The organism is Aliidiomarina sedimenti, from assembly GCF_003986955.1.
GTDB lineage: Bacteria > Pseudomonadota > Gammaproteobacteria > Enterobacterales > Alteromonadaceae > Aliidiomarina > Aliidiomarina sedimenti.
Genome location: NZ_PIPN01000002.1, coordinates 96,116 through 122,881 on the forward strand (window position 1 = coordinate 96,116; position 26,766 = coordinate 122,881).

Consider the following 26,766-nt stretch of genomic DNA (forward strand, 5'->3'; position numbering starts at 1 on the left):
TTACTTGAATACGTGTAATCGTTTAGTGCAGCTGCAATAAGCGGCGCGCGGCCTGGTCATCAAACTGATCGCGCTGCACTTTTAAATAGGTTGTTTGTTCATCTGCCAGCACTACTGCTTCCAGCACACCGGGCAATTCTGCCAATTGTTCTGCCAGCTTTACTGCCATCTGCCGCTCGGCAGGTGCGGCTGCATAACTGACGTTGGCAACACCGGTGTGCAACTTCATTCCGGCACTGACTAACAGCCAGATGATTAACAGCAGGATACAGAATAAAACCACCCCGGTCATGCCGAATTTACCAAACAGCATGCCACCGGCAACACCGCCGATGAAGGCGCCGAGGAACTGACAGCTGGTGTAGACCCCACTGGCGCTGCCTTTGCTTCCGGCCGGCGCAAACTGCGCTAACAAGGCTGGCAAGTTAGCTTCAAGATAGTTGAAGCCAATAAAGAAAATCCACACAGCGAGGAAAAGTATTGTTAAAGACTGGGCAAAAGCCGCAATTGCGCACATCGCCAGCACCAGCATCGCAATAGCGACGCGAAAAGCGACTAACTGACGTTTACGCCGCATTGCGATAATCATCATCGGTACCATGACCAGAAAAGACAACAATAAGGTCGGCAAATAAAGCCAGCCGTGCTGCTCTGCGGCCAGGCCCGCATCGACTAGCGTCAACGGCAAGGACACAAACCAGGCGGTTAACACCAGATGAAGAATAAAAATGCCAAAATTGAGCTGTAACAGCTGGGGGTGCTTGATAAGTCGCATTAATTCAGTCGGAACCGCCACTAAATCACGCTTCGGGGTACGATTCACTGGCTGTGGCGTTATGGTCAGCACCAATACCACGGCCAGCAGTGCTGATAGCGCGGTAAACCAGAACAAACCACTCATTCCGACGATGCCGCCAAGCCACGGTCCTAGCACCAATGCCAGCGCAAACGCGAGGCCGATACACAGCCCGATAGTCGCCATGACTTTAGGCCGCTGCTCATCTCGTGAGCAGTCTGAGGCTAAGGCCAGAATAGCACTCGCAATAGCGCCTGCTCCCTGCAGCGCGCGCCCGACGATAACCCAAACCAGACTATCCGCCATGGCGGCGACAACACTACCGGCCGCAAATACCAGTAAGCCGCCGACAATCACTGGCCGCCGTCCAATCCGATCAGACACCCAGCCCATCGGAATCTGCAACATTGCCTGGGTCAGGCCATAGGCGCCTATGGCCACCCCTATCAACATCGGCGAATAATCTGCATAGTCCTGCCCGTACACCGCGATAACCGGCATGATCAAAAACAGGCCTAGCATGCGTAACCCGAAGACGGAGGCCAGCGATACTGCCGCTTTCTTTTCGACTGAGTTTAATCCGTGTTTATTCAAACCCGAAAACACCTGAATATGGTTGATGGGAGCAGCTAAAATAAGGCAGCACAGTGTATCAGAATACTCAGCGGGCGACCACGCTGGCTGTGCTTGCGGTTGAAATGTGCGATAATACTCGTTTGATCCAGCTAGCCAGCGGGCGTCATCATACACCCAGTCACGAGAAGTCGGAGATTATGGATAAAATTGAAATTCGTGGGGCTCGTACTCACAACCTGAAAAATATTAATCTTGAAATTCCGCGTGACAAGCTGGTGGTAATCACTGGCCTGTCGGGTTCCGGTAAGTCCTCACTTGCCTTTGATACCTTGTATGCCGAAGGGCAGCGCCGCTATGTTGAATCATTGTCGGCCTACGCACGGCAGTTCCTGAGTCTGATGGAAAAGCCGGACGTCGATTCCATTGAAGGTTTGTCGCCGGCTATTTCCATAGAACAAAAATCAACGTCGCATAATCCGCGCTCCACCGTCGGTACCATTACCGAGATTTATGACTACCTGCGACTGATGTTCGCACGTGTCGGTGAGCCACGCTGCCCGACCCATCATAAAACACTGGCAGCACAGACCGTAAGCCAGATGGTCGACCAGGTACTCGAGTTACCCGAAGGCAGTAAGGTCATGCTGTTGGCGCCAGTGGTACAGGGACGTAAAGGTGAACACCAGAAAACCCTGGAGAACCTGGCAGCACAAGGCTACCTGCGGGCCCGCGTGGACGGTAATGTTTGCGACCTCAGCGATCCGCCCTCACTCGAGCTGCAGAAAAAACATGATATCGAAGTGGTGGTTGACCGTATTAAGGTGCGCCCCGGTCTCGAACTTAGACTGGCAGAGTCCTTTGAAACCGCACTCGACCTCAGTGGTGGAACCGCCTTTATCGCCCCAATGGAAGGCAAAGGTGAGACGCTCATATTTTCTGCCAATTTTGCCTGTCCGGAATGTGGCTACAGTATGCAGGAGCTCGAACCCCGGCTGTTTTCGTTTAATAACCCGGCGGGTGCCTGCCCGACCTGTGACGGCCTTGGCGTCGAACAGTATTTTGATCCGGATAAGGTGGTCGGTAACGCCGAACTCAGCCTGACCGGTGGTGCCATTCGTGGCTGGGATAAACGCAATTTCTATTACTATCAAATGCTGCGTTCACTGGCCACGCACTACAAATTTGACCTCAATGCCCCTTTTCAGGACCTCACGGATGAAGTCCGCAGTAAGGTCCTGTTCGGCAGCGGCAGCGAAGAAATCAAATTTAAGTATGTAAATGACCGCGGCGATACCGTGGTTCGCAAGCATGCCTTTGAAGGCATTATCCCCAACATGCAACGCCGCTATCGGGAAACAGATTCCAGCGCCGTGCGTGAAGAACTGTCGAAGTACCTTGCTGCGCAGCATTGTAAGTCGTGCCACGGCACCCGGTTACGCGAAGAAGCACGCAATGTATTCGTGGAAAAGACGACCTTGCCGGAAATTGTGGAGCAGTCCATCGGTGATGCTCTGGAATTCTTTACCAACCTTGAGCTGCACGGGCAGCGAGCCAGCATTGCAGAAAAAATATTAAAAGAAATCAATGACCGCTTACGCTTTCTGGTCAACGTTGGCCTGAACTACCTGAGCCTGTCCCGCAGTGCCGAAACATTATCCGGCGGCGAAGCGCAGCGTATCCGCTTAGCCAGTCAGATTGGTGCTGGTCTGGTCGGTGTGATGTATGTACTCGATGAGCCGTCCATTGGTCTTCACCAGCGTGACAATGAGCGCTTACTTACTACCTTGCGTCACTTGCGTGATCTGGGTAACACCGTATTGGTCGTTGAACATGACGAAGACGCCATTCGCAGTGCCGACTACGTGATCGATATCGGCCCGGGTGCAGGTGTCCACGGTGGTGAGGTCGTTGCCGCTGGTCAGGTGGATGACATCATTAATAGCGAAGCCTCTTTAACCGGTGATTACCTGTCCGGACGCAAAGCCATTGCGGTGCCGAAGAAACGTCATAAGCCGGGTAAGGACTTCCTTGAAGTTCGTGGGGCTCGGGGCAACAACCTCAAAGGCGTGGATCTTAAGATACCACTGGGCATCATGACCTGTGTCACCGGCGTATCCGGTTCAGGCAAATCAACCTTGATCAACGACACACTCTATCCACTGGCTCACCATGAACTGAATGGTGCTACCACGGGTATGGCGGCCCCCCACGACAGCGTACACGGGCTTGAACACCTCGATAAAGTCGTCGACATTGACCAAAGCCCGATTGGCCGCACACCACGCTCGAACCCTGCCACCTACACCGGGATATTTACCCCGGTGCGCGAGTTTTTCGCCGCGGTGCCGGAATCTCGTTCACGTGGTTACAAACCAGGCCGGTTTAGTTTCAACGTCAAAGGCGGTCGTTGTGAAGCCTGCCAGGGTGACGGCATGATCAAGGTCGAAATGCACTTCCTGCCGGACGTTTATGTACCCTGTGATATCTGCAAAGGCAAACGCTATAACCGGGAAACCCTGGAAGTTCAGTACAAGGGCAAAAACATCCACGAAGTGCTTGAGATGACCATTGAAGAAGCTCGTGAATTCTTCGATGCTGTCCCCGCTATCGCGCGTAAACTGCAAACACTGATGGATGTCGGCCTGTCCTATGTGCGCCTCGGCCAGTCGGCCACCACCCTGTCCGGCGGTGAGGCCCAGCGGGTCAAACTGTCGCGGGAGTTATCCAAACGTGACACCGGTAAGACCCTGTATATTCTCGACGAGCCAACCACCGGCCTGCACTTTCACGATATTCAGCAACTACTTGCGGTACTCCATCGATTGCGTGACCATGGTAATACCATTGTTATTATCGAGCATAATCTGGATGTCATAAAAACGGCCGACTGGATTGTCGACCTTGGGCCTGAAGGTGGTTCAGGCGGGGGTGAGATCCTGGCTCAGGGAACCCCGGAAGACGTAGCCCAAAGCAAAGTGTCGCACACGGCTCACTTTCTCAAACCTATGTTGTAACAGCATCTAAACGCAAGGAACTACACCCGATGTACACAGAAGATCTTAAAGTCCGCTTCTATGAAACTGACGCCCTCGGCCATGTTAATAATACGGTCATTCCGGCCTGGTTTGAAACCGGCCGCCTGCCCGTCTTTGAACTCTTCACTGAGCAGGGTAATCTGTATGAAGTCAGTCTGATTGTTGCCAATCTGAATGTGGATTTTTTGCGCCCGGTCTACTTCGGCGAGATGGTCACGTTAAAGACCTACATTGCCCGCATCGGTAAAAGCTCGTTCGATATTGGCAGTGAGGTCTGGCAGAGCGGTCAGCTTTGCGCGAAAGGCACCACCATACTGGTTAACTACGACCATAAAAACGGACGTTCAGTGCCAATTAGCGAGACGATCAAAGCTAAACTGTTGCAACAGACGCACCCTGATCACCCTTTAGCCAGCTAATACGCTAGTCACGGAGCTTTGCATGGAAGGAACATTTAAGCGCCCCACCAATCAGGAACTGCTGCTGCAGGAGATCCTGCAGGAGGCGCTCGACTTGCCGCTCAGCGGCGAATCCGCTAATTACATTCCAGCTCTTGCCTCCATCAACCCCAATCAGTGTGGTATAGCGTTAGCCAACCTGGATGGAGAAGTGCACGTTGCCGGTGACGCCGACGTGCCTTTTTCCATTCAGAGCGTATCGAAAATATTCGGCCTGGTCATGGCCATGCTGCGCATGGGCGATGACTTATGGCGACGGGTGCGAATGGAGCCGTCGGGCCATGCATTTAATTCGATAGTGCAGCTGGAATGGGAACATGGTATTCCGCGTAATCCCTTTATCAACGCAGGAGCCATTGTTGTAGCCGATACCCTGGTAAGCCATTACTCGGCCAGCAAAAGTGCGCTGATGTCGTTTGTACGCGGCCTGGCGGACAATCAGGACATCCATGTGAATCAGGATATTTTTCAGTCTGAAAAAATGCATGGCAGTCGTAACGCAGCGCTCGCCTACCTGATGAAAAGCTTTGCTAACATCGACGCCGACGTCAACGACGCACTCGACCATTACTTCTACCAGTGTTCAATTGATATGAGCTGTCGGGATGTTGCCAGAAGCCTTGGCTTTCTCGCCAATCGAGGGGTGCAGCCACACAGCGGTGATCAGATTTGCTCGCGCCGCGACGCCCATCGGTTAAACGCAATTCTGCAAACCAGTGGGATGTATGATCAGTCCGGCGAATTTGCCTTTGAAGTCGGCCTGCCGGCCAAGAGTGGGGTCGGCGGTGGTATCGTCGCAGTCGTCCCGAATTACGGGGTTATCTGCGCCTGGAGCCCAAGGCTGAACCAGTATGGTAACTCCTGTCTGGGCATGTACATGATCACGCGGTTAGCCAAAAAGCTTGGCTTATCCGTTTACTGAGGGCTCCCGGCCTGCACACTGGCCGGACTGGGGTCATACACAAGATGGTTCTCCAGCCCAAAGGACGCAAATAACTCCGCTAATGAACCGTCCTCCCACATTTCATTCAGCTGCCCGCGCAGCCACTCAACACTGACCACAGCGTCGTCAGCTACCAGCACATGAGTCGCATAGGTCTGGTCGACAGTTTCGCCGGCCTTAAGGGTTTTAGCTACGTCCGGGTCGTGCAGCTCTAGCATCGCGAGCAGTTCAGTATTCAGTAAAATACTCTGCAATCGCCCACGGCTTAACATATTAATCAGGGTCACATGGCTGTCTGCCAGGTACAGGTTATGCTCTTGTTCCAGCACCGCAACATCGCTCTGGTAATCGACAAAGTCATAATGGTAGCCAACGATGCCCCCCACCCGCGCCGCGCCGTCGGTGTCATCGCTAACGTCACTGGTGTCTTCCTCAGCGCGCAGGACATGGATATCAGCCCCCTCAGTCAGCTTAGGCCCCTTTTCAACATCCGTCCCAATATAACTGCTCCAGCCCCATTGCTCTGCTTCAAAGAAAATCAGCTGACAACAGCCTTCAGGTTCTAACGCCTGATAGCGATGTGGCGGACGGATTTCAATAATTTCAAAATGAAAAGTCTGCTGGCGTTGGTTGACCGCCTCAAGCAGCGCCCCAAGTACATGGCGCTCCAGACGCGACGAATAATAAGGAGGAAACTCATAAGCAGCTACTGCCACATGGGTTGGCTCATCGCTGGCATTAACCCGACTACTGAGCCCGGAGCTTAAGGCTACCACCAGTAAACATATACACCAGGTACTCAATTTCATACACGCCATTCCATGCCTTTACTACGACTGCTGACCAGTGGTCTATGTTTACCACGTTGGCTGCCAGTGTCAAATGCAAAGCAAGGCGTAAAAAAGGCCTGCTCGAAAGCAGGCCTTTTTTACTACCCTTAGCCGACCTGATAATAGGTGGCTGCGCCGGGGCCCACTGGCAACCCAAACAGGAACACCCAGGTATAGAACAGCATTATCCAGCCTACCAGGAAGACCATACTGTATGGCAACATAATCGAAATTAAGGTGCCGATACCGAGGTTCTTCTGATACCTGGCAGCCACGGCCAGAATCAGACCAAAATAGCTCATCATCGGGGTGATGATATTGGTCACTGAGTCCCCTATCCGGTAGGCCGCCTGAATAAGTTCAGGGGCATAGCCAATTAACATCAGCATAGGTACGAAAATTGGCGCGGTCACCGCCCATTGCGCTGACGCCGAACCCAGCATCAGATTGACAAAGGCACACATCAAAATAAACAGCACAAATACGCCGGGGCCGGTTAAGTTAATCGTCTGCAGGAAGTTGGCCCCGTTCACCGCGAGTATGGTGCCAAAGTTTGTCCAGCCAAAAAAGGCGACGAACTGAGCGGCGAAGAATACCAGCACAATGTACAGACCCATGGTACTCATGCTCGCCGCCATGGCGTTAATCACGTCACGGTCTGTACGCATCACTTTAGTGACAAAGCCGTACACGAAACCGGGAATGGCGAAGGTGATAAAGATAAAGACCACAATTCCGCGCAGGAACGGCGAGCCTGACACGCTACCGGTTTCAGGATCACGAAGAATGCCCCATTCAGGCACAACGGTGAGTGCCAACAAACCAATCAATGCCGCAAAAGTAACGCCAGCCCAGATCAAACCTGACTTTTCAGTGCGGGTCAGGTTTTCCATCTTGACGTTTTCATCAATATCAGCGTCGGGGTCCATGTCTTTCGGATTGTATTTACCCAGCTTAGGCTCAACAATTTTTTCAGTAACCAGCCAACCCAGCACGGCAATCAGGAAGGTACTAACAAACATAAAGAACCAGTTCATTTCTGGCCCGACTTCATAGGTCGGGTCAATCAACTGGGCTGCCGAGGTGGTGAAACCAGCCAGTAACGGGTCGACAGTACCAATGAATAAGTTCGCACTATACCCCGCCGAAACCCCGGCAAAAGCGGCTGCAAGACCCGCCAACGGGTGGCGGCCAAGGGAATGAAAGATCATCGCGGCGAGCGGCACCAGCACCACATAGCCGAGCTCTGACGCGGTGTTTGACACGACACCGGCAAACACAATAGTGACGGTTACCATCCGCGGCGACGCATTCATAACCATGCCCCGCATCAGTGCAGAGAGCAGTCCGGAGCGTTCCGCAATACCCACACCCAGCAAGGCAACCAGGACCACACCGAGCGGTGGGAACTGGGTAAAGTTAGTCACCAGATTGGAGACTATGTAACGCAGTCCCTCGGCACTCAGCAGGTTATTGACCGCAATTTCCTGGCCTAAGGTCGCCGGTCGCGGGTCGGCCACGCTTAGACCAAAAAAGGACGCAATACCGCTGGCGACAACGACAAAGACACAAAATAATGCAAACAAAGTGACCGGGTGTGGCAGTAGGTTGCCTAACCATTCAACGGTATCAAGAAAGCGGGTAAAGGCACCGCGCTTCTGGGTCGGATCGGCGGCGTTGGAGTTGCCTTCAGACATCTAAATATCCTCTCTTGGCGGCCAGTGGCGGCGCCTTGATGTTTTTTACCAGCGCAGCATTGTAAAACAAATAGCGTGTTATAGAAACCGAGCTTTCGCAAAGACCACAAGGCTTTGCGCAGGCTGTTGTATCAGCAAACAAAAAGGGCTCCCAATGGGAGCCCTTTTTTATGCGTTAACTAAAGGAATGCATTGCAGACCTCCAGTACATGCTGTTCCAGCCTTAGATTAATCTAAGATTTTAGAAACAACACCAGCGCCTACAGTACGGCCACCTTCGCGGATTGCGAAACGCAGACCGTCGTCCATCGCGATTGGTGCAATCAGGTCCACTACGAACTTGATGTTGTCACCAGGCATAACCATCTCTACGCCTTCTGGCAGCTCTACAGCACCAGTAACGTCAGTCGTACGGAAGTAGAACTGTGGACGATAGCCTTTGAAGAATGGCGTATGACGGCCACCTTCTTCTTTGCTCAGTACGTATACTTCTGCTTCGAACTTGGTATGCGGAGTGATTGAACCTGGCTTAGCCAATACCTGACCACGCTGGATATCTTCACGCTTAGTACCACGCAACAATGCGCCGATGTTCTCGCCTGCACGACCTTCGTCAAGCAGTTTACGGAACATTTCAACACCCGTTACAGTTGTCTTCGTGGTGTCTTTGATACCTACGATTTCAACTTCGTCACCAGTGTTCACGATACCGCGCTCTACACGACCTGTTACAACAGTACCACGGCCTGAGATAGAGAATACGTCTTCGATTGGCATCAGGAACGGCTTGTCGATGTCACGCTCTGGCTCTGGAATGTAAGAATCCAGGGCTTCAGCCAGCTCAACAATTTTCTTCTCCCATGCTTCGTCACCTTCCAGTGCTTTCAGAGCTGAGCCCTGAATAACTGGCAGGTCGTCGCCTGGGAAGTCGTACTCTGACAGAAGTTCACGAACTTCCATTTCGACCAGCTCAAGCAGCTCTTCATCGTCAACCATGTCACATTTGTTCATGAATACAACGATGAAAGGTACGCCTACCTGGCGAGACAGCAGGATGTGCTCACGAGTCTGTGGCATTGGGCCATCAGTCGCAGCGACTACCAGAATAGCGCCGTCCATCTGAGCAGCACCGGTGATCATGTTTTTCACATAGTCAGCGTGACCTGGGCAGTCAACGTGCGCATAGTGACGGATCGGAGTGTCATACTCAACGTGTGACGTTGAGATAGTGATACCACGCTCACGCTCTTCTGGAGCGTTGTCGATTGATGCGAAGTCTTTTGCCGCACCGCCGTAAACTTTTGCAAGTACGGTAGTGATTGCAGCAGTCAAAGTAGTTTTACCGTGGTCAACGTGACCGATGGTGCCGACGTTTACGTGCGGCTTACTACGTTCAAATTTTTCTTTAGCCATTGCTATTTCCTTTCTATAAGTTTAAAGCCCGGCCCTTGGGACCGGGACCAGACCTCAACTAATCTTTAGCGTTACGCGCTTCGATTACAGCGTCAGCAACATTGTTTGGTGCTTCTGCGTACTTCAGGAACTCCATAGAGTAAGAAGCACGGCCTTGCGTTTGTGAACGCAGGTCAGTCGCATAACCAAACATCTCTGCCAATGGTACTTGTGCATTAACTGCTTTCAAGCCACCTGGCGAATCTTCCATACCTTCGATCATACCGCGACGACGGTTCAAGTCACCAACTACGTCACCCATGAATTCTTCAGGGGTGGTAACTTCAACTTTCATCATCGGCTCAAGGATCGCAGGTTTAGCTTGCAGGGCACCTTTTTTGAAGCCCAGGCTACCAGCGATTTTGAAGGCCATTTCGTTGGAGTCAACATCATGGTAAGAACCATCATACAGAGTCGCTTTAACGCCCAATACTGGGAAGCCAGCCAAAACACCGTTTTGCATCTGCTCTTCGATACCTTTTGATACCGCAGGGATGTACTCTTTTGGTACCACACCACCAACGATTTCGTTAACGAACTCGTAAGTAGGCGCATCTTCGTCTTTTTCATCGATTGCCAGAGGCTCAAGACGTAACCAGACATGACCGTATTGACCACGACCACCTGATTGACGTACGAACTTACCTTCAACTTCGACTTTCTGACGAATTGCTTCACGGTAGGCAACCTGAGGTTTACCAACGTTACATTCAACGCTGAATTCACGCTTCATGCGGTCAACGATGATGTCCAGGTGAAGCTCACCCATACCAGAGATAATGGTCTGGCCAGACTCTTCATCCGTTTTAACACGGAATGACGGATCTTCTGCAGCCAGTTTACCCAGTGCAACACCCATCTTCTCTTGGTCAGCCTTGGTTTTAGGCTCAACCGCAACAGAGATGACCGGATCAGGGAATTCCATACGCTCAAGGGTGATCTTGTTGTTGATATCACACAAGGTGTCACCAGTGGTCACGTCTTTCAGGCCGATAGCCGCCGCGATGTCACCAGCGCGAACTTCTTTCAGTTCCTGACGGTCGTTGGCGTGCATCTGTACGATACGGCCAAAACGCTCTTTCTTGTGCTTAACCGGGTTATAAACAGAGTCACCTGTGTTTACAACACCTGAGTAAACGCGGAAGAAGGTCAGCGTACCTACGAACGGGTCGGTTGCGATTTTGAACGCCAACGCCGCGAACGGTTCGTTGTCGTCAGCTTTACGCACACCTTCAGACTCGTCATCGTTAATACCGTTAATCGGCTTAACTTCAGTTGGCGACGGCAGATATTCAATAACCGCATCCAACATCGCCTGAACACCCTTGTTCTTAAACGCAGAACCACACAGAGTCAGAACGATATCGTTGGCCAGGGTGCGCGCACGCAGACCAGCTTTGATTTCTTCTTCTGTCAGTTCGCCTTCTTCAAGGTACTTGTTCATCAGGTCGTCGTTCGCTTCAGCTGCTGCTTCAACCAGTTCGTTGTGCAGAGTTTCCGCTTCGTCCATCAGGTCTTCTGGAACTTCGCCATAGGTAAACGTCATACCCATGTCTTCTTCGTTCCAGTTGATAGTCTTCATTTTGACCAGATCGATAACGCCTTTGAAGTCTTCTTCAGCGCCGATAGGCATCTGAATTGGAACAGCATTGGCTTGCAGACGCGTTTTCATTTGGTTCACAACAGACAGGAAGTCCGCGCCAGCGCGGTCCATTTTGTTGACGAAAACCATGCGCGGTACTTCGTATTTGTTCGCCTGACGCCATACAGTCTCGGTTTGAGGCTGCACACCAGATGAAGCACAAAGTACAACCACTGCGCCATCAAGTACCCGCAAAGAACGTTCTACTTCGATGGTGAAGTCAACGTGACCCGGGGTGTCGATGATGTTGATACGGTGCTCAGGAAACTGCTTATCCATACCAGCCCAGAAGCTAGTTACGGCAGCAGAGGTGATAGTAATACCACGCTCCTGTTCCTGCGCCATCCAGTCAGTCGTTGCTGCGCCGTCATGTACTTCACCCAGTTTGTGCGACAAACCGGTGTAGAAAAGTACACGCTCAGTAGTGGTGGTTTTACCAGCGTCTACGTGAGCACAGATACCGATATTACGATAGCGCTCGATAGATGTTTTTCTTGCCACGTTAAAATCCTCTTAATTGAGTGTGAGCGTGAATTACCAGCGATAGTGAGCGAACGCTTTGTTCGCATCTGCCATACGGTGAACGTCTTCACGCTTCTTAACCGCAGAACCTTTGTTCTGTGAGGCATCTAACATTTCGCCAGCCAGGCGTTGAGCCATGGACTTCTCACCACGTGCGCGAGCTGCGTCAACCATCCAGCGCATTGCCAGAGTGTTACGACGTACAGGACGAACTTCAACTGGTACCTGGTAAGTCGAACCACCTACGCGGCGTGACTTAACCTCAACACTTGGACGGATGTTGTCTAAAGCTTCTTCAAACACTTCCAACTGATCTTTACCAGCTTTATCAGCGATGATGTCTAATGCACCATAGATGATTCTTTCAGCGACTGATTTCTTGCCATCAACCATGACAATGTTAATAAATTTCGCCAACAACTCTGATCCGAACTTAGGATCCGGCAGGATTTTACGTTGGCCGACTACGCGTCTTCTTGGCATATTAATTCTCCGGTGTCTTCAGGGATTACCCAAAACATACAAATTTAAAAGTTTGGCCTTACTAGAAACGGAGAACCGTTAAGATTTAGGCCGCTTCGCGCCGTATTTAGAACGGCCTTGTCTACGATCATTTACGCCAGCACAGTCTAATGCGCCGCGTACAGTGTGGTAACGAACACCTGGCAAGTCTTTAACACGACCGCCACGGATCAGAACAACACTGTGTTCTTGCAAGTTGTGACCTTCACCACCGATGTATGAAGTAACTTCAAAACCGTTGGTCAGGCGTACACGACAAACTTTACGTAATGCAGAGTTTGGCTTCTTAGGAGTGGTGGTATATACGCGAGTACATACGCCACGTTTTTGTGGGCAAGCTTCTAACGCAGGCACGCTGCTTTTCACAACTGGTGCTTTGCGCGGCTTACGCACTAATTGGTTTACTGTTGCCATGGTTTCTCCAAGTAATCAGTACTTTTTTAAACGACACAAAGCGCCCGGGTGAACAAACACCCAAGCGCAGCTTTGGTTTTAATGGTCTCAGTCGCTACAACGAACCATATATTCCAAGTGATTCCCCATATAAGGGAGGCCGAATTTTATAGGTCACAGATTAACCTGTCAACCAGATCCCGCGATCTATCTGGTCTTTACGCCTTTGCCAGGCCTCTTTGATATGCATGTGAAGCGTGCCTGCACTCAATTTATCGGTGCCACGCAGCGCTCCCGCAGGCCAGTGGTGGAATATACCACCACGCCCTACCCGGACGCAGGCAACAAAAAAGGCCCCGAAGGGCCTTTTTTTAAACGTGATAACGATTACTCGTTGTCGTCGCTTTCGTTCAGTGCGTCAGAAAGTGCTTGTTCTGCTTCTTCCGCGCTGACCGTGGTTTGCTGGGTTGCTTCCATCGCCGCGGCACGTTTGCGCGCACGGTCCTGATGATAGGCATAACCAGTACCTGCCGGGATTAAGCGGCCCACGATAACGTTTTCTTTCAGACCTTGCAGGCTGTCTTCTTTACCCTGCACGGCTGCTTCAGTAAGAACACGCGTTGTTTCCTGGAACGAAGCCGCAGAAATAAACGACTCAGTCGACAGTGACGCTTTGGTGATACCCAGCAACTGACGCTCGTATAGCGCAGGCATTTTGCCTTCCGCTTCCAGCGCACGGTTTCTTTCGATCACGGCAGCCACTTCTACCTGCTCACCTTCTAAGAACTCAGAGTCACCTGAACGCAGAATCATCGCCTTACGCAGCATCTGGCGAACAATCGCTTCGATGTGCTTATCGTTAATTTTTACACCCTGCAGGCGGTAAACTTCCTGAACTTCGTTGGTAATGTAGTTGGCAACTGCAGACACACCACGTAAACGCAGAATATCGTGCGGCGCTTCAGGACCATCGGCAATAACTTCACCGCGGCTAACCTGGTCACCTTCGAAGACATTCAGCTGACGCCATTTCGGAATCATCTCTTCGTAGTGGTCACCACCTTCCGCCGGGGTAATAATCAGACGACGTTTACCTTTGGTTTCCTTACCGAACGACACGGTACCAGTCACTTCAGCAAGAATCGCAGGTTCTTTCGGCTTACGCGCTTCGAACAGGTCAGCAACGCGTGGCAGACCACCGGTGATATCCCGTGTTTTCGAACCTTCCTGCGGGATACGAGCCAGGGTGTCACCGATACCAACTTCTGAACCATCGGCTAAGCTGACAATGGCACCGCCTGGCAGGAAGTACTGCGCTGGCATATCGGTACCCGCGATATTCACGTCGTCGCCATTCTGGTCAACCAACTTAACCGCTGGGCGCATGTCTTTACCAGCACTGGTACGTTGACCAGTTTCCAGTACAACATAGCTGCTCAAGCCAGTTAATTCGTCGGTTTGAGTCGTCATGGTGACGCCATCAATCATGTCCACAAACTTAATCATACCTTTTACTTCGGTAATGATTGGGTGAGTGTGCGGATCCCAGTTTGCTACTGTCTCGCCACCTTCAACCGCCGCGCCGTCACCCTTCTTCAGGATGGCACCGTAAGGTACTTTATAGCGCTCGCGCTCACGACCATATTCATCAATCAGCGTTAACTCGGTTGAACGTGATGTGATAACCAGGTGGGTATCGCTGTTTTCAACGGTTTTCGCATTGTGCAGTTTCAACTTACCAGGGTTCTTAACCTGGATGTTGTTCTCTGCTGACGCCCGCGAAGCCGCACCACCGATGTGGAAGGTACGCATGGTAAGCTGAGTACCTGGCTCACCGATTGACTGTGCAGCAATAACACCCACTGCTTCACCTTCGTTGACCATGTGCCCACGTGCCAGGTCACGGCCGTAACAGTGTGAACACACACCGCGTAACGAGTCACAGGTAATGATTGAACGAACTTTAATTTCGTCCACTGAGTTGGCTTCCAGTATGTCACACCATTTTTCATCAAGCAGGGTGTTACGTGGAATCAACACATCTTCAGAACCAGGCACTAAAACGTCTTCACAAACGACACGGCCCAGTACACGTTCACGCAATGGTTCTACTACGTCACCACCTTCAATCAATGGTTTAACGTACAGGCCACCAAGGGTGCCACAATCGGATTCGGTAATAACCAGATCCTGTGCCACGTCAACCAGACGACGAGTCAGATACCCTGAGTTCGCTGTCTTCAATGCGGTATCAGCCAAACCTTTACGCGCACCGTGAGTTGAGATGAAGTACTGCAGTACGTTCAGACCTTCACGGAAGTTAGCAACGATTGGGGTTTCGATGATTGAACCATCTGGCTTCGCCATCAGACCACGCATACCAGCCAACTGACGGATCTGTGCGGGGCTACCACGAGCGCCCGAGTCAGCCATCATAAAGACCGCGTTGAAGGACATTTGCTCTTCTTGCTCGCCTTTGGCGTTGGTCACTGTCTCTTTCGACAGATTTTCCATCATCGCTTTGGAAACTTTTTCGTTGGCCGTTGACCAGATATCGATAACCTTGTTGTACTTCTCACCTGAGGTTACCAGACCCTGCTCAAACTGCGCCTGAATTTCAGCAACTTCAGCTTCCGCGCCTTCGATCAGCTCTTTCTTCGCGTCCGGAATTTCCATATCGTTGATACCGACTGAGGTACCTGAAACCATTGCATAATGGAAACCGGTGTACATCAGTTGGTCAGCAAAGATAACGGTATCTTTCAGACCACAGTCACGGTAGCAGCTGTTCAGCAACGCTGAAATCTGCTTTTTACCCATGTTCTGGTTGATGCTCTGGTAGCTAATACCCTTAGGCAGAATCAATGACAGCAGGGCACGACCCACGGTGGTATCGACCACGTGTGTGTACTCAGTGACATTACCGTCATCGTCACGCTCGACATCGTCGATGCGCACTTTAACGCGGGCATGAATACTTGCTGCGCCAGTCCGGTAAGCTTTCTCCGCTTCAGCCGGGTTCTTAAACATCATCCCCTCGCCTTTTGCGTTAATCGCTTCACGAGTCATGTAGTAAACACCTAATACAACGTCCTGTGACGGAACGATGATTGGGTCACCACTGGCAGGCGACAGGATGTTGTTGGTCGACATCATCAGCGCACGTGCTTCCATTTGCGCTTCTAAGGTCAACGGCAAGTGAACCGCCATTTGGTCACCGTCGAAGTCAGCGTTATACGCCGCACAAACCAACGGGTGCAATTGGATAGCTTTACCTTCGATGAGAACAGGTTCAAACGCCTGGATACCCAAACGGTGAAGTGTAGGTGCACGGTTCAAAAGGACCGGATGTTCGCGGATAACTTCGTCCAGCACGTCCCAAACTTCTGGGATTTCGCGCTCAACCATTTTCTTCGCCGCTTTAATGGTGGTGGCTAAACCACGACCTTCCAGCTTGCCATAGATAAACGGCTTAAATAGTTCCAGTGCCATTTTCTTCGGCAGACCACACTGGTGCAAACGCAACTTAGGACCAACGGTGATAACCGAACGGCCTGAGTAGTCAACACGTTTACCCAACAGGTTCTGACGGAAACGACCTTGCTTACCTTTGATCATGTCAGCCAGCGACTTCAATGGACGCTTGTTAGAACCAGTAATCGCACGACCGCGACGACCATTGTCTAACAGAGCATCGACTGCTTCCTGCAACATACGTTTTTCGTTACGTACGATAATGTCAGGTGCAGCCAAATCAAGCAGACGCTTCAAACGGTTGTTACGGTTGATCACGCGGCGATACAAATCGTTCAGATCTGAGGTCGCAAAACGGCCACCGTCCAGCGGTACCAACGGACGTAAGTCTGGTGGTAAGACTGGTAATACTTGCAGAATCATCCACTCTGGCTTGTTGCCAGACTGTTCGAATGATTCAAGCAGCTTCAAGCGCTTAGAAATTTTCTTACGCTTGGTTTCTGAATTGGTTTCAGGCAGCTCTTCGCGCAGCATTTTGATCTGCTCAGGCATGTTAACCTGACGCAGCATATGCAGAACGGCTTCAGCACCCATCTTCGCTTCGAACTCGTCACCGTGCTCTTCAAGCGCATCTAGGTAATCTTCTTCACCTAGCAGCGAGCCGACTTCCATCGACGTCATACCGGCATCGATTACGACATAGCTTTCAAAGTACAGCACCCGCTCGATATCACGCAGGGTCATATCCAGCATCAGGCCGATACGAGACGGCAATGACTTAAGGAACCAGATATGTGCAACCGGGCTTGCCAGTTCAATGTGGCCCATGCGCTCACGACGCACTTTGGTCAGAGTTACTTCAACGCCACACTTCTCGCAGATAACACCACGGTGTTTGAGACGCTTGTATTTACCACACAAGCACTCATAGTCTTTGACCGGGCCGAAAATACGCGCACAGAACAAGCCGTCACGTTCTGGCTTGAAGGTACGGTAGTTAATGGTTTCCGGCTTTTTGACTTCGCCATACGACCAACTTCTAACCTGGTCAGGCGACGCCAGACCAATGCGGATACCATTAAACTCTTCCGCTTGGTTAGCTGGTTTTAGAAACTTTAGTAAATCTTTCACGCTTCTTCTCCTGTCGGAGTTAAACCTTCGGGGAGCCGGTTAAGGCTCCCGCCTAAGATGCCATGGCTTGCGCCGTGACGGCTAATCGTCTTCCAACTCGATGTTGATCCCGAGCGAGCGGATTTCCTTCAACAGTACGTTGAACGATTCCGGCATGCCTGGATCCATCTGATGGTTGCCGTCAACAATGTTCTTGTACATCTTCGTACGGCCGTTCACGTCATCCGACTTAACCGTTAGCATTTCTTGCAAGGTGTACGCCGCGCCGTATGCTTCCAGTGCCCATACTTCCATCTCACCGAAGCGCTGACCACCAAACTGTGCCTTACCACCCAGCGGCTGCTGAGTAACCAGGCTGTACGAACCAGTCGAACGGGCGTGCATCTTATCGTCAACCAAGTGGTTCAGTTTCAGCATGTACATGTAACCAACGGTTACCGGACGCTCAAACTCATTACCAGTACGACCGTCACACAAGGTGATCTGGCCTGACTCTGGTAAGTCTGCCAATTTCAGCAGCGACTTAATTTCAGACTCAATTGCACCATCGAACACTGGTGTCGCGGTTGGCAGACCAGCTTTCAGGTTGTCGGCCAGACGTAACACTTCGTCATCGCTGAACTCAGCAATATTGACTTGCTGGCGACATTCACCAAGGTCATACACTTTTTGCAGGAACTCACGCAGTTCTGCTAACGCACGCTGTTCTTTCAACATGGTCTCGATCTTACGACCTATACCACGCGCAGCGGCGCCTAAGTGAGTTTCCAGGATCTGGCCCACGTTCATCCGCGACGGTACACCCAACGGGTTGAGCACGATATCAACAGGCTCACCATTTTCGTCGTACGGCATATCTTCTACCGGTACGATAGTCGAGATAACACCTTTGTTACCGTGACGACCGGCCATTTTATCACCCGGTTGGATGCGACGTTTAACAGCCAGGTAGACCTTAACGATCTTCAGTACGCCAGGCTGCAGGTCATCGCCCTGAGTGATCTTACGGCGTTTTTCGTCATAGCGTTTGTCGTAATCTGTGCGCAGCTCTTCATGCTGTTGCGCCAGGTACTCAAGTTGCTGTTGCGCGTCTTCGTTTCTGAGGTTCTGAATCAACCACTTGCTGCGCTCCAGCGCGGCCAGTTTAGATTCATCAAAGCCATTCGCCAGAAGCAGGTTACGAACACGTGCGTAGACACCTTCTTCAAGGATCTTAAACTCGTCGGTTAAATCTTTCTTAACCTGAGCCAGCTGCATTTCTTCGATATCCAGTGCACGTTTGTCTTTTTCAACACCGTCACGGGTAAACACCTGCACGTCAATTACAGTACCAGTCACGCCGTTTGGTACGCGCAATGAACTGTCTTTTACGTCAGATGCTTTTTCACCAAAGATAGCACGTAGCAGTTTCTCTTCCGGCGTCAGCTGGGTTTCACCTTTTGGTGTGACCTTACCGACCAGGATATCGCCGCCATTTACTTCAGCACCGATATACACAACACCAGACTCATCCAGCTTGGACAGCGCCGATTCACCGACATTAGGAATGTCAGAGGTGATTTCTTCCGGACCTAACTTGGTATCACGCGCTACACAGTTCAGTTCCTGAATGTGAATCGTGGTTAAACGGTCTTCAATCGCGACGCGCTCTGAAATCAGAATCGAGTCCTCGAAGTTGTAACCGTTCCATGGCATAAATGCCACGCGCATGTTTTGGCCCAGCGCCAGATCGCCCATGTCAGTTGACGGACCATCTGCTAATACATCGCCTCGCTGAACTGGCTCACCCGGGTTAACCGTTGGTTTCTGGTTAATACAGGTGTTCTGGTTCGAACGGGTGTACTTGGTCAGGTTGTAGATATCGATACCAGCTTCGCCAGGTACCATTTCTTCTTCATTAACCTTAACCACGATGCGGCTCGCGTCTACGTAGTCGATCACACCACCACGTTTCGCAATCACCGTAACACCAGAGTCAACCGCAACGGTACGCTCAACACCAGTACCAACCAGCGGCTTGTCGGCACGCAAAGTAGGCACGGCCTGACGTTGCATGTTTGAACCCATCAAAGCACGGTTCGCATCATCGTGTTCAAGGAACGGAATCAGAGCCGCTGCAATTGATACGATTTGCTGTGGTGACACGTCCATATACTGGACCTGTTCTTTACTGGTCAGAGTGAATTCACCCTGGTGACGACATGGTACTAAATCTTCTTCAATCGCACCGTCATCGGTCAGCGCAATGTTTGCCTGGCCAATGATGTACTTGCCTTCTTCGATCGCTGACAGGTAGTCAACTTCGTCCGTTACCACACCGTTTTCAACACGGCGGTACGGTGTTTCGAGGAAGCCATATTCGTTAGAACGCGAGAACGACGATAAGGAGTTAATCAAACCGATGTTCGGGCCTTCCGGCGTTTCGATTGGGCATAAACGACCATAGTGAGTCGGATGCACGTCACGAACTTCGAAGCCTGCACGTTCACGGGTCAAACCGCCCGGACCAAGCGCAGAAATACGACGCTTATGGGTCACTTCTGACAACGGGTTGTTCTGATCCATAAACTGAGACAGCTGACTTGAACCGAAGAACTCTTTCACCGCCGCCGAAATAGGCTTGGCGTTGATCAGATCCTGCGGCATTACGCTGTCCAGGTCGCCCAGGCTCAAACGCTCTTTAACAGCACGTTCAACACGGACCAGGCCGACGCGGAACTGGTTTTCAGCCATTTCGCCGACAGAACGGATACGACGGTTACCGAGGTGGTCGATGTCATCGACAACGTCCAGACCGTTACGGATCTCGATCAGCTTCTGCATAACCGCAACGATGTCTTCTTTGCTCAGGTTACCGGAACCGGTTTCACCATCACGGCCAAGGCGACGGTTAAACTTCATCCGGCCTACCGTTGACAGGTCATAACGGTCTTCAGAGAAGAACAGGTTTTCAAACAATGCTTCAGCCGCATCTTTGGTTGGCGGCTCGCCTGGACGCATCATACGATAAATTTCAACCAGCGCTTCTAAGCGGTTGGTCGAGTTATCAATGCGCAGGGTTTCACTCATGTACGGACCATGATCGAGGTCGTTCATGAACAAAGTGTCGAATTTCTTGAAGCCAGCTTCACGAAGTTCAGCCAGTAATTCTAACGTAATCACGTCATTCGCAGAGGCAACCAGTTCACCAGTTTTGGTGTTTACATAGTCTTTCGCCAGCACTTTGCCTACCAGATAATCAACCGGAACTTCCATCTCTTCGATGTTCAGTTTTTCCAGTTGCTTAATATGGCGCGCGGTAATCCGACGGCCTGTCTCAACCAGCACATCACCTTTGTCGTCTTTGATATCAAACAGCGCAGTTTCGCCACGCAGACGTTCTGGGATCAGGGTCAGTAAGATCTTGTCACGTTTAACTTCAAAGTGTGTGGTTTCGAAGAATAGAGCAAGAATTTCTTCATTGCTGTACTCAAGCGCACGCAAAATGATAGACGCAGGCAGTTTACGGCGACGGTCGATACGTACAAATACGTTGTCTTTCGGGTCAAACTCGAAATCCAGCCAGGATCCGCGGTAAGGAATCACGCGAGCGTTATATAGCACTTTGCCTGACGAATGGGTTTTACCCTTGTCATGGTCAAAGAATACGCCTGGCGAACGATGCAGCTGAGAAACGATAACACGTTCGGTACCATTGATTACAAAAGTACCATTCTCGGTCATGAGCGGAATTTCGCCCATGTAGACTTCCTGCTCTTTAATGTCTTTTACTGTGCCTGCTGGTGCGTCTTTGTCATACAGCACCATGTGCAGCTTGACCCGCAGTGGTGCTGAATAAGTCACCCCGCGAATTTGACATTCATTTACATCAAATACGGGATCGCCTAAGCGATAGCTCACGTATTTTAGTTCTGCGTTACCCGAATAGCTGGTAATTGGAAAGACCGAACGAAATGCGGCTTCCAAGCCATATTGGCCTTCTGGGTCGGCATCAATAAACTTTTTAAATGAATCAAGCTGAATAGATAGTAAGTAAGGTACTTCAAGCACGTGTGGGCGCTTACCAAAGTCCTTACGAATTCGTTTTTTCTCAGAGTAGGAGTACGCCATGGGGTTCCTCAGCTAGCTGATTTCTGACCCTAACTGCCAAACTGCGTGGCAGCTACTACTACAATTTCTATACTAAATGCATCCCAAACTGTAGTGGAAATGGATGCATCCTCTTTAGCGCAAAAGGGCTGGTGACTAAAAAGTCACCAGCCCAAGCCCTAAAAAGGCCTTAATGCAAACAGAACTTACTTAAGTTCAACTTCTGCACCAGCTTCTTCAAGCGTTTTCTTCAGCTCTTCTGCTTCGTCTTTTGCAACGCCTTCTTTAACTGCTACTGGAGCAGACTCAACCAATGCTTTAGCTTCTTTCAAGCCAAGACCGGTTGCGCTACGCACAGCTTTGATAGCAGAAACTTTGTTGCTACCAGCAGCTTTCAGGATTACGTCAAATTCAGTTTGCTCTTCTGCAGCAGCTTCGCCGCCAGCAGCAGGTGCAGCTACTGCAACAGCAGCAGATGCGTCAACACCGAATTTTTCTTCAGCAGCTTCGATCAGTTCAACCAGTTCCATAACTGGCATATCAGCGATCGCGTTTAAAATGTCTTCTTTGGTCAGAGCCATGTCTCTAAACTCCTGGGATTATGAATGTAAATTCGATTAAAAAAATATCGCTTATTTAGCGTCTTTGATTGCACCCAATACGCGGACAAATTTAGTTGGTACTTCGTTAATAGTACGAACAAATTTAGTAACCGGCGCTTTGAAGGTGGCAAGCAATTTAGCCAATGCTTCGTCGCGAGTCGGAAGTGACGCTACAGCGTCCAGTTTTTCTGGACCCATCAGACCGTTACCGATCGATAGCGCAGTCACATTCAGGTTTTTGTTCTCTTTATGAAAATCTTTGAACAGACGAGCAGCGCCGCCTGGTGCTTCCAAAGAAAAACCGTAGAGAAGTGGACCCTTCAATGCCTCGTCCATGTCCGCAAAGTTTGTACCTTCAAAAGCGCGCTTCGCCAGGGTGTTTCGTACAACCTGAAGGTGTACGCCCTGCTCACGAGCTAAGGTACGAAGTTTGGTCATGTCCGCAACTTCGATTCCACGATACTCAGCAACAGCGACGGATAGTGCCTGCGAAGCGACTTCGTTAACTTCTTTAACGATCGCCTTTTTTGCATCTAAACCTAGTGCCACTAGTATCACCTCTTAATGTAAGAACTTTGGTGTTTCCACCTCAGTTCTTTCGTTACAAGTTGGTAGTTCTGCCGAAGCGTCGCTACCCCTTTGTCACGGTGAATCTCTCCCAGAGAGTCTGAGTCGGATGTCACCATCTGCGCAGGCCCCTTTCCGAAGAAAAAAGATTAAGCCCTCACCTCCCGGTGTGGACACCTGCGGTCTTGGATGAGAGCCGCATCATAATGAGAGGCAACTCCAACCCTAAAACCTTTGGTTCCCGCTAACCGAAGTTAGCGACAACAGACCAACCTTAAGCTTTGTCGCTTAGGGTACCTTGGTCAACACGAACGCCTGCGCCCATAGTGGTCGACAAGCTAATGCGTTTAATAAACGCACCTTTCGCAGAAGACGGCTTGGCTTTCTTAAGAGCAGCCAGCAGTGCTTCTAAATTTTCTTTCAGCTTAGCGTCATCGAAATCTACACGACCGATAGTGCAGTGGATGATACCATTTTTGTCGTTACGATACCGAACCTGACCAGCTTTTGCGTTTTGAACCGCAGTTGCTACGTCTGGGGTGACCGTACCAGTTTTCGGGTTTGGCATCAGACCACGAGGACCTAAAACCTGACCTAACTGGCCAACAACGCGCATTGCATCAGGTGATGCAATAACAACGTCAAAATTCATTTCGCCTTTCTTCACTTGCTCAGCCAGGTCTTCCATACCAACCAGGTCTGCACCAGCAGCTTTTGCTTTTTCAGCATTGTCGCCAGAGGTGAACACGGCTACACGAACATCACGGCCAGTACCGTTAGGCAGTACAGTTGCACCACGAACGTTTTGGTCTGATTTACGTGCATCAATTCCCAAGTTGACTGAAACGTCTACGCTTTCAGTGAACTTAGCAGTTGCTAATTCTTTCAACAAAGCGATTGCTTCGTTTACGTCGTAATCGCGAATTTCAACTTTTTCGCGAATGGTACGCATACGCTTAGTTAGTTTTGCCATTGCATTAACCCTCTACGTTCAAGCCCATTGAGCGAGCTGAACCCGCGATAGTACGAACTGCTGCATCCATAGACGCTGCAGTCAGATCCGGATCTTTCATAGTAGCGATTTCTTCTAACTGAGCGCGGGTAACAGTACCCACTTTCTTCTTGTTAGGCTCGCCTGAACCACTTTTGATACCAGCTGCTTTTTTCAGCAAGAACGCTGCAGGGGGAGTCTTAGTGATAAAGGTGAAAGAACGGTCTTCAAACACAGTGATTTCAACTGGAACCGGAGCACCTTTTTCAAGGTTGTCTGTTTGCGCGTTAAACGCTTTACAGAATTCCATGATGTTAACACCGTGCTGACCCAATGCTGGACCTACGGGTGGTGAAGGGTTAGCTGCACCAGCTGCTACTTGCAGCTTGATAATGGCACTTACTTTTTTAGCCATGTTTCTCTACCTCTGCTATGGGTTAAACGCCTCGCCAGACCTTGAGGAAGGTGGCTCAAATGGCTTCCCGATGAAAATTTGAGCGCGGATTATATACAAATCCGCGGCTTTGATCAAGACTTTTCGACTTGACCGAAATCTAAATCGACCGGCGTTGAGCGGCCAAAAATTGAAACCGAGACTTTCATCCGGCTCTTTTCGTAATCGACTTCTTCAACAGTACCATTGAAATCTGCAAACGGACCGTCGGTAACCCGTACCACTTCGCCCGGTTCAAACATCGTTTTCGGACGCGGTTTGTCTTCAGACTCATTGAGGCGATTCAGTATTGAATCCGCTTCTTTGCTGGTAATAGGAGCAGGTCGCTCAGCAGTACCACCAATAAAGCCAAGTACTCGCGGCGTACTTTTAACTAAATGCCAGGTGTCTTCGTTCATCACCATTTGCACCAGTACGTAACCGGGGAAGAACTTGCGTGCGCTTTTACGGCGCTGACCACCACGCATTTCTACAACTTCTTCGGTCGGTACTAAAACCTCACCAAATAAGTCTTCCATGCCCTGCGTTTTAATGTACTCAAGCAAGGTTTTCTGTACGCGCTGCTCGTAGCCAGAGAAAGCCTGTACTACATACCAACGTTTTTTCTGTTCTTCCGCCATGATGATCTCCGCTTGGATTGCAGCTTAAATTACGCGCTAACACCAGTTGCCATACCGACAACCCGCACTAGAATCCCGTCGAGGCCCCATAACAGCAACGCCACAACCAAGGTCGCAATTAATACGATCGCTGTGGTTTGGGTTGCTTCTTTACGGCTTGGCCAAACCACTTTGCGTACTTCAATACGGCTTTCTTTAGCAAACGAAATAAACGTCTGACCTTTCGCGGTACGGCTGGCTATCAGACCCGCTGCAACAACAAGTAAAACCACTCCCAGGGCACGAAATACCACTGATACGTCATCATACATGTAGTTACCGACGACTGCCGCCGCCAGCAGCGCAATCACGATGACCCACTTAAGGGCTTCCATTGGGGTAGATTGACTCTCTGTATTTGCACTCATGGTTGCTAATCCTGCAATGTACGCTTAACACCAAATGCCGAAGCACTCTGTCGAATATGGCAGGGGTGGAGGGATTCGAACCCCCAACCGTCGGTTTTGGAGACCGCTGTTCTACCAATTGGAACTACACCCCTAAAAACACATACCACCCAAATCTTGGACTAACCCCGTGTAGAAGGAAAACAAGGGAAATGAAGGCTGATTAGGATGGACGCCGTATTATACCGATCAAACTTGCGAAAGCAAGGCCGCGCGCTTAGTTAAACCTGTAGCCAAAGGTAATATTGAGTCCGCTAGCACTTTCTCCTGCCCGCGAACCATAGCCGTAGGACACGCCAATATGGAAACCACCGAGGGCCGCACCGCGAGGGTGGTAGTTATAGGCAAGCAGACCCCCATAGATAACATCATGATAATCGGTTCGGTAGTGCCACCGCCCGGCGTTGTCCTGCTCGACAAAATACCTCCAGCGATGACCGACCGGCGCGATGCCGATGCCAAGGGCGTGCTCACCGCTTTCTGCATTGATCAAATCGAAGCGGTGATACATCAGGCTTGCACCATAGGCCTCACCAACGATTCGATGGCTATTCACGAGCCCGCCACCGACGGTAATCTTGTCATTATCGGTCACTCGCTCTATGGTCGCGCCCAAGCCTCCATATTCCGGCCCTGCCCCTACACCAACATGGTAGGTGGTTTGGGCCAATGCTACGCCTGAGCAAAGTATGCTAACTACGCCGAGTATCCATGCCTGAGTCATCGCCTGTTCCTGTCGTTTTATGGTCGTTTTTATGGTTGACTATCAGCGCTTTGTCGACATGTCACGCATCAGGTGCGCGTGATTTGTCAGCAGCTCATCGACACCCGCCTTGAGCGCCTGTTCATGTTCAACCAGCGTTTCTGGCAAGTAACCTATAACCTTCGCATTCTGTTTGTGATAACGCTTCACCAGGCCGGCACCAAGTAACGGCAGTCCGCCAAGTTTAGGTGGGATCGCATACACCTGCTCTGCCTTTACACCCAATGCAGCGGCTCCCACCAATGCCGACAGCCCTGCCCGCACGCACGCTTTGTCCCGCGCCAGGCAAAACGCATTATCAATGGTGCGCTGGACCTGTACCTCGTGGTCCGGGTGCCACATCAGAAAACGCGCTCGATTGGTCAACAGTGCTTCCGCCTTTGGATCTCGCATCCAGTGTTCAAGTTGCCTGATGGTCTGTTCAGCGCTATCCGGCTTAATATCCAAAATCCAGTTTAAATGGCTGTAGCGCTCAATGAACTCGTCAAAGAAAAGCAAAGGCTCACCTTTGGCCAGCTTGATCGCTTCAAGCTCCTTTCGGGTTAGCTGATTGACGGTGGTTGTTTGCGCACTGATACGCGACAATTCAGGATCGTGACACAGCACAATGTGGCCATCGCGAGTTGTACGCAAGTCGGTCTCGAGGTGGTCGAACCCCAGTGCGATGGCATCTTCAAACGCTTTTGCAGTGTTCTCAGTGGCATTCTTGGTATACCCACGGTGGCTGATCCAGGTGGTCATTGACGCCTCTCTGCTTACTACG

20 protein-coding genes and 1 tRNA gene are annotated in these 26,766 nt (G+C 50.7%); 3 read left to right on the forward strand and 18 right to left on the reverse strand.

The window, feature by feature from the left end; genetic code table 11:
• Positions 1-22: 22 nt before the first annotated feature.
• Positions 23-1,390 (reverse strand): MFS transporter, encoded by a 1,368-nt coding sequence (locus CWE12_RS05090; RefSeq protein ID WP_126788609.1) that lies wholly within the window; start codon positions 1,388-1,390, stop codon positions 23-25.
• 179 nt (positions 1,391-1,569) lie between these two features.
• Here CWE12_RS05090 and uvrA point away from each other — a divergent pair, with 179 nt between their 5' ends.
• From uvrA to CWE12_RS05105, 3 genes are read left to right on the forward strand one after another with little or no spacing between them, the layout of a single operon-like run.
• Complete coding sequence (uvrA, locus tag CWE12_RS05095) at positions 1,570-4,386, forward strand: excinuclease ABC subunit UvrA (protein WP_126788956.1); 2,817 nt, start codon at positions 1,570-1,572, stop codon at positions 4,384-4,386.
• 29 nt (positions 4,387-4,415) lie between these two features.
• The gene (locus CWE12_RS05100) at positions 4,416-4,826 is read left to right on the forward strand and encodes an acyl-CoA thioesterase (protein WP_126788610.1); all 411 of its coding nucleotides are present in this window, start codon (positions 4,416-4,418) and stop codon (positions 4,824-4,826) included.
• 22 nt (positions 4,827-4,848) lie between these two features.
• Positions 4,849-5,787 (forward strand): glutaminase, encoded by a 939-nt coding sequence (locus tag CWE12_RS05105; RefSeq protein ID WP_126788611.1) that lies wholly within the window; start codon positions 4,849-4,851, stop codon positions 5,785-5,787.
• On the opposite strand, the gene CWE12_RS05110 is transcribed toward CWE12_RS05105, so the two are convergent.
• The 17 genes from CWE12_RS05110 to CWE12_RS05190 form a co-directional block, all read right to left on the reverse strand.
• On the reverse strand, positions 5,781-6,617 hold the full coding sequence (locus CWE12_RS05110; RefSeq protein WP_126788612.1) for a hypothetical protein: 837 nt from the start codon (positions 6,615-6,617) through the stop codon (positions 5,781-5,783). The two genes, CWE12_RS05105 and CWE12_RS05110, sit on opposite strands and share 7 nt — an antisense overlap.
• A 128-nt stretch (positions 6,618-6,745) precedes the next feature.
• A complete protein-coding gene (locus CWE12_RS05115; protein ID WP_126788613.1) occupies positions 6,746-8,335 on the reverse strand; it encodes an AbgT family transporter in 1,590 nt (529 codons plus the stop codon).
• A gap of 228 nt (positions 8,336-8,563) precedes the next feature.
• Positions 8,564-9,748 (reverse strand): elongation factor Tu, encoded by a 1,185-nt coding sequence (tuf, locus tag CWE12_RS05120; RefSeq protein WP_126788614.1) that lies wholly within the window; start codon positions 9,746-9,748, stop codon positions 8,564-8,566.
• 58 nt (positions 9,749-9,806) lie between these two features.
• Complete coding sequence (gene fusA, locus CWE12_RS05125; RefSeq protein ID WP_126788615.1) at positions 9,807-11,930, reverse strand: elongation factor G; 2,124 nt, start codon at positions 11,928-11,930, stop codon at positions 9,807-9,809.
• 33 nt (positions 11,931-11,963) lie between these two features.
• Positions 11,964-12,434 (reverse strand): 30S ribosomal protein S7, encoded by a 471-nt coding sequence (rpsG, locus tag CWE12_RS05130; RefSeq protein WP_126788616.1) that lies wholly within the window; start codon positions 12,432-12,434, stop codon positions 11,964-11,966.
• Positions 12,435-12,512: 78 nt separating this feature from the next.
• Positions 12,513-12,887, reverse strand: coding sequence for a 30S ribosomal protein S12 (gene rpsL, locus CWE12_RS05135; protein ID WP_126788617.1), 375 nt, complete (start codon positions 12,885-12,887; stop codon positions 12,513-12,515).
• Positions 12,888-13,253: 366 nt separating this feature from the next.
• Positions 13,254-17,471: a DNA-directed RNA polymerase subunit beta' gene (rpoC, locus tag CWE12_RS05140; RefSeq protein ID WP_126788618.1), complete on the reverse strand. Its 4,218-nt coding sequence runs from the start codon at positions 17,469-17,471 to the stop codon at positions 13,254-13,256.
• Between the two features lie 81 nt (positions 17,472-17,552).
• Positions 17,553-21,581 carry a DNA-directed RNA polymerase subunit beta gene (gene rpoB, locus CWE12_RS05145; protein WP_126788619.1) on the reverse strand — a complete coding sequence of 1,343 codons (4,029 nt, stop codon included), beginning with the start codon at positions 21,579-21,581 and terminating at the stop codon, positions 17,553-17,555.
• A 185-nt stretch (positions 21,582-21,766) separates the two neighbouring features.
• Positions 21,767-22,141, reverse strand: a complete 375-nt coding sequence (gene rplL / locus CWE12_RS05150; RefSeq protein ID WP_126788620.1) for a 50S ribosomal protein L7/L12 — start codon at positions 22,139-22,141, stop codon at positions 21,767-21,769.
• A 51-nt stretch (positions 22,142-22,192) separates the two neighbouring features.
• The gene (gene rplJ, locus CWE12_RS05155) at positions 22,193-22,711 is read right to left on the reverse strand and encodes a 50S ribosomal protein L10 (protein WP_126788621.1); all 519 of its coding nucleotides are present in this window, start codon (positions 22,709-22,711) and stop codon (positions 22,193-22,195) included.
• A 292-nt stretch (positions 22,712-23,003) separates the two neighbouring features.
• Positions 23,004-23,702, reverse strand: a complete 699-nt coding sequence (gene rplA / locus CWE12_RS05160; RefSeq protein ID WP_126788622.1) for a 50S ribosomal protein L1 — start codon at positions 23,700-23,702, stop codon at positions 23,004-23,006.
• Positions 23,703-23,706: 4 nt separating this feature from the next.
• Positions 23,707-24,135: a 50S ribosomal protein L11 gene (rplK, locus tag CWE12_RS05165; RefSeq protein ID WP_126788623.1), complete on the reverse strand. Its 429-nt coding sequence runs from the start codon at positions 24,133-24,135 to the stop codon at positions 23,707-23,709.
• A gap of 113 nt (positions 24,136-24,248) precedes the next feature.
• The gene (gene nusG / locus CWE12_RS05170; protein WP_126788624.1) at positions 24,249-24,794 is read right to left on the reverse strand and encodes a transcription termination/antitermination protein NusG; all 546 of its coding nucleotides are present in this window, start codon (positions 24,792-24,794) and stop codon (positions 24,249-24,251) included.
• Positions 24,795-24,823: 29 nt separating this feature from the next.
• On the reverse strand, positions 24,824-25,201 hold the full coding sequence (gene secE / locus CWE12_RS05175; protein WP_126788625.1) for a preprotein translocase subunit SecE: 378 nt from the start codon (positions 25,199-25,201) through the stop codon (positions 24,824-24,826).
• Positions 25,202-25,258: 57 nt separating this feature from the next.
• Positions 25,259-25,335: transfer RNA gene (locus CWE12_RS05180), tRNA-Trp, on the reverse strand.
• A gap of 122 nt (positions 25,336-25,457) precedes the next feature.
• Positions 25,458-25,796, reverse strand: coding sequence for a hypothetical protein (locus CWE12_RS05185; protein WP_126788626.1), 339 nt, complete (start codon positions 25,794-25,796; stop codon positions 25,458-25,460).
• A 210-nt stretch (positions 25,797-26,006) separates the two neighbouring features.
• Positions 26,007-26,744, reverse strand: coding sequence for a glycerophosphodiester phosphodiesterase (locus CWE12_RS05190; RefSeq protein WP_126788627.1), 738 nt, complete (start codon positions 26,742-26,744; stop codon positions 26,007-26,009).
• Positions 26,745-26,766: the final 22 nt, after the last annotated feature.

Bases quoted from the DNA above. Each gene is read 5' to 3' on its own strand.
- uvrA (WP_126788956.1), top strand. From the start codon at position 1,570: ATGGATAAAATTGAAATTCGTGGGGCTCGTACTCACAACCTGAAAAAT.
- CWE12_RS05100 (WP_126788610.1), top strand. From the start codon at position 4,416: ATGTACACAGAAGATCTTAAAGTCCGCTTCTATGAAACTGACGCCCTC.
- CWE12_RS05105 (WP_126788611.1), top strand. From the start codon at position 4,849: ATGGAAGGAACATTTAAGCGCCCCACCAATCAGGAACTGCTGCTGCAG.
- CWE12_RS05110 (WP_126788612.1), bottom strand. From the start codon at position 6,617: ATGAAATTGAGTACCTGGTGTATATGTTTACTGGTGGTAGCCTTAAGC.
- CWE12_RS05115 (WP_126788613.1), bottom strand. From the start codon at position 8,335: ATGTCTGAAGGCAACTCCAACGCCGCCGATCCGACCCAGAAGCGCGGT.
- tuf (WP_126788614.1), bottom strand. From the start codon at position 9,748: ATGGCTAAAGAAAAATTTGAACGTAGTAAGCCGCACGTAAACGTCGGC.
- rpsG (WP_126788616.1), bottom strand. From the start codon at position 12,434: ATGCCAAGAAGACGCGTAGTCGGCCAACGTAAAATCCTGCCGGATCCT.
- rpsL (WP_126788617.1), bottom strand. From the start codon at position 12,887: ATGGCAACAGTAAACCAATTAGTGCGTAAGCCGCGCAAAGCACCAGTT.
- rpoB (WP_126788619.1), bottom strand. From the start codon at position 21,581: ATGGCGTACTCCTACTCTGAGAAAAAACGAATTCGTAAGGACTTTGGT.
- rplL (WP_126788620.1), bottom strand. From the start codon at position 22,141: ATGGCTCTGACCAAAGAAGACATTTTAAACGCGATCGCTGATATGCCA.
- rplA (WP_126788622.1), bottom strand. From the start codon at position 23,702: ATGGCAAAACTAACTAAGCGTATGCGTACCATTCGCGAAAAAGTTGAA.
- rplK (WP_126788623.1), bottom strand. From the start codon at position 24,135: ATGGCTAAAAAAGTAAGTGCCATTATCAAGCTGCAAGTAGCAGCTGGT.
- nusG (WP_126788624.1), bottom strand. From the start codon at position 24,794: ATGGCGGAAGAACAGAAAAAACGTTGGTATGTAGTACAGGCTTTCTCT.
- secE (WP_126788625.1), bottom strand. From the start codon at position 25,201: ATGAGTGCAAATACAGAGAGTCAATCTACCCCAATGGAAGCCCTTAAG.
- CWE12_RS05190 (WP_126788627.1), bottom strand. From the start codon at position 26,744: ATGACCACCTGGATCAGCCACCGTGGGTATACCAAGAATGCCACTGAG.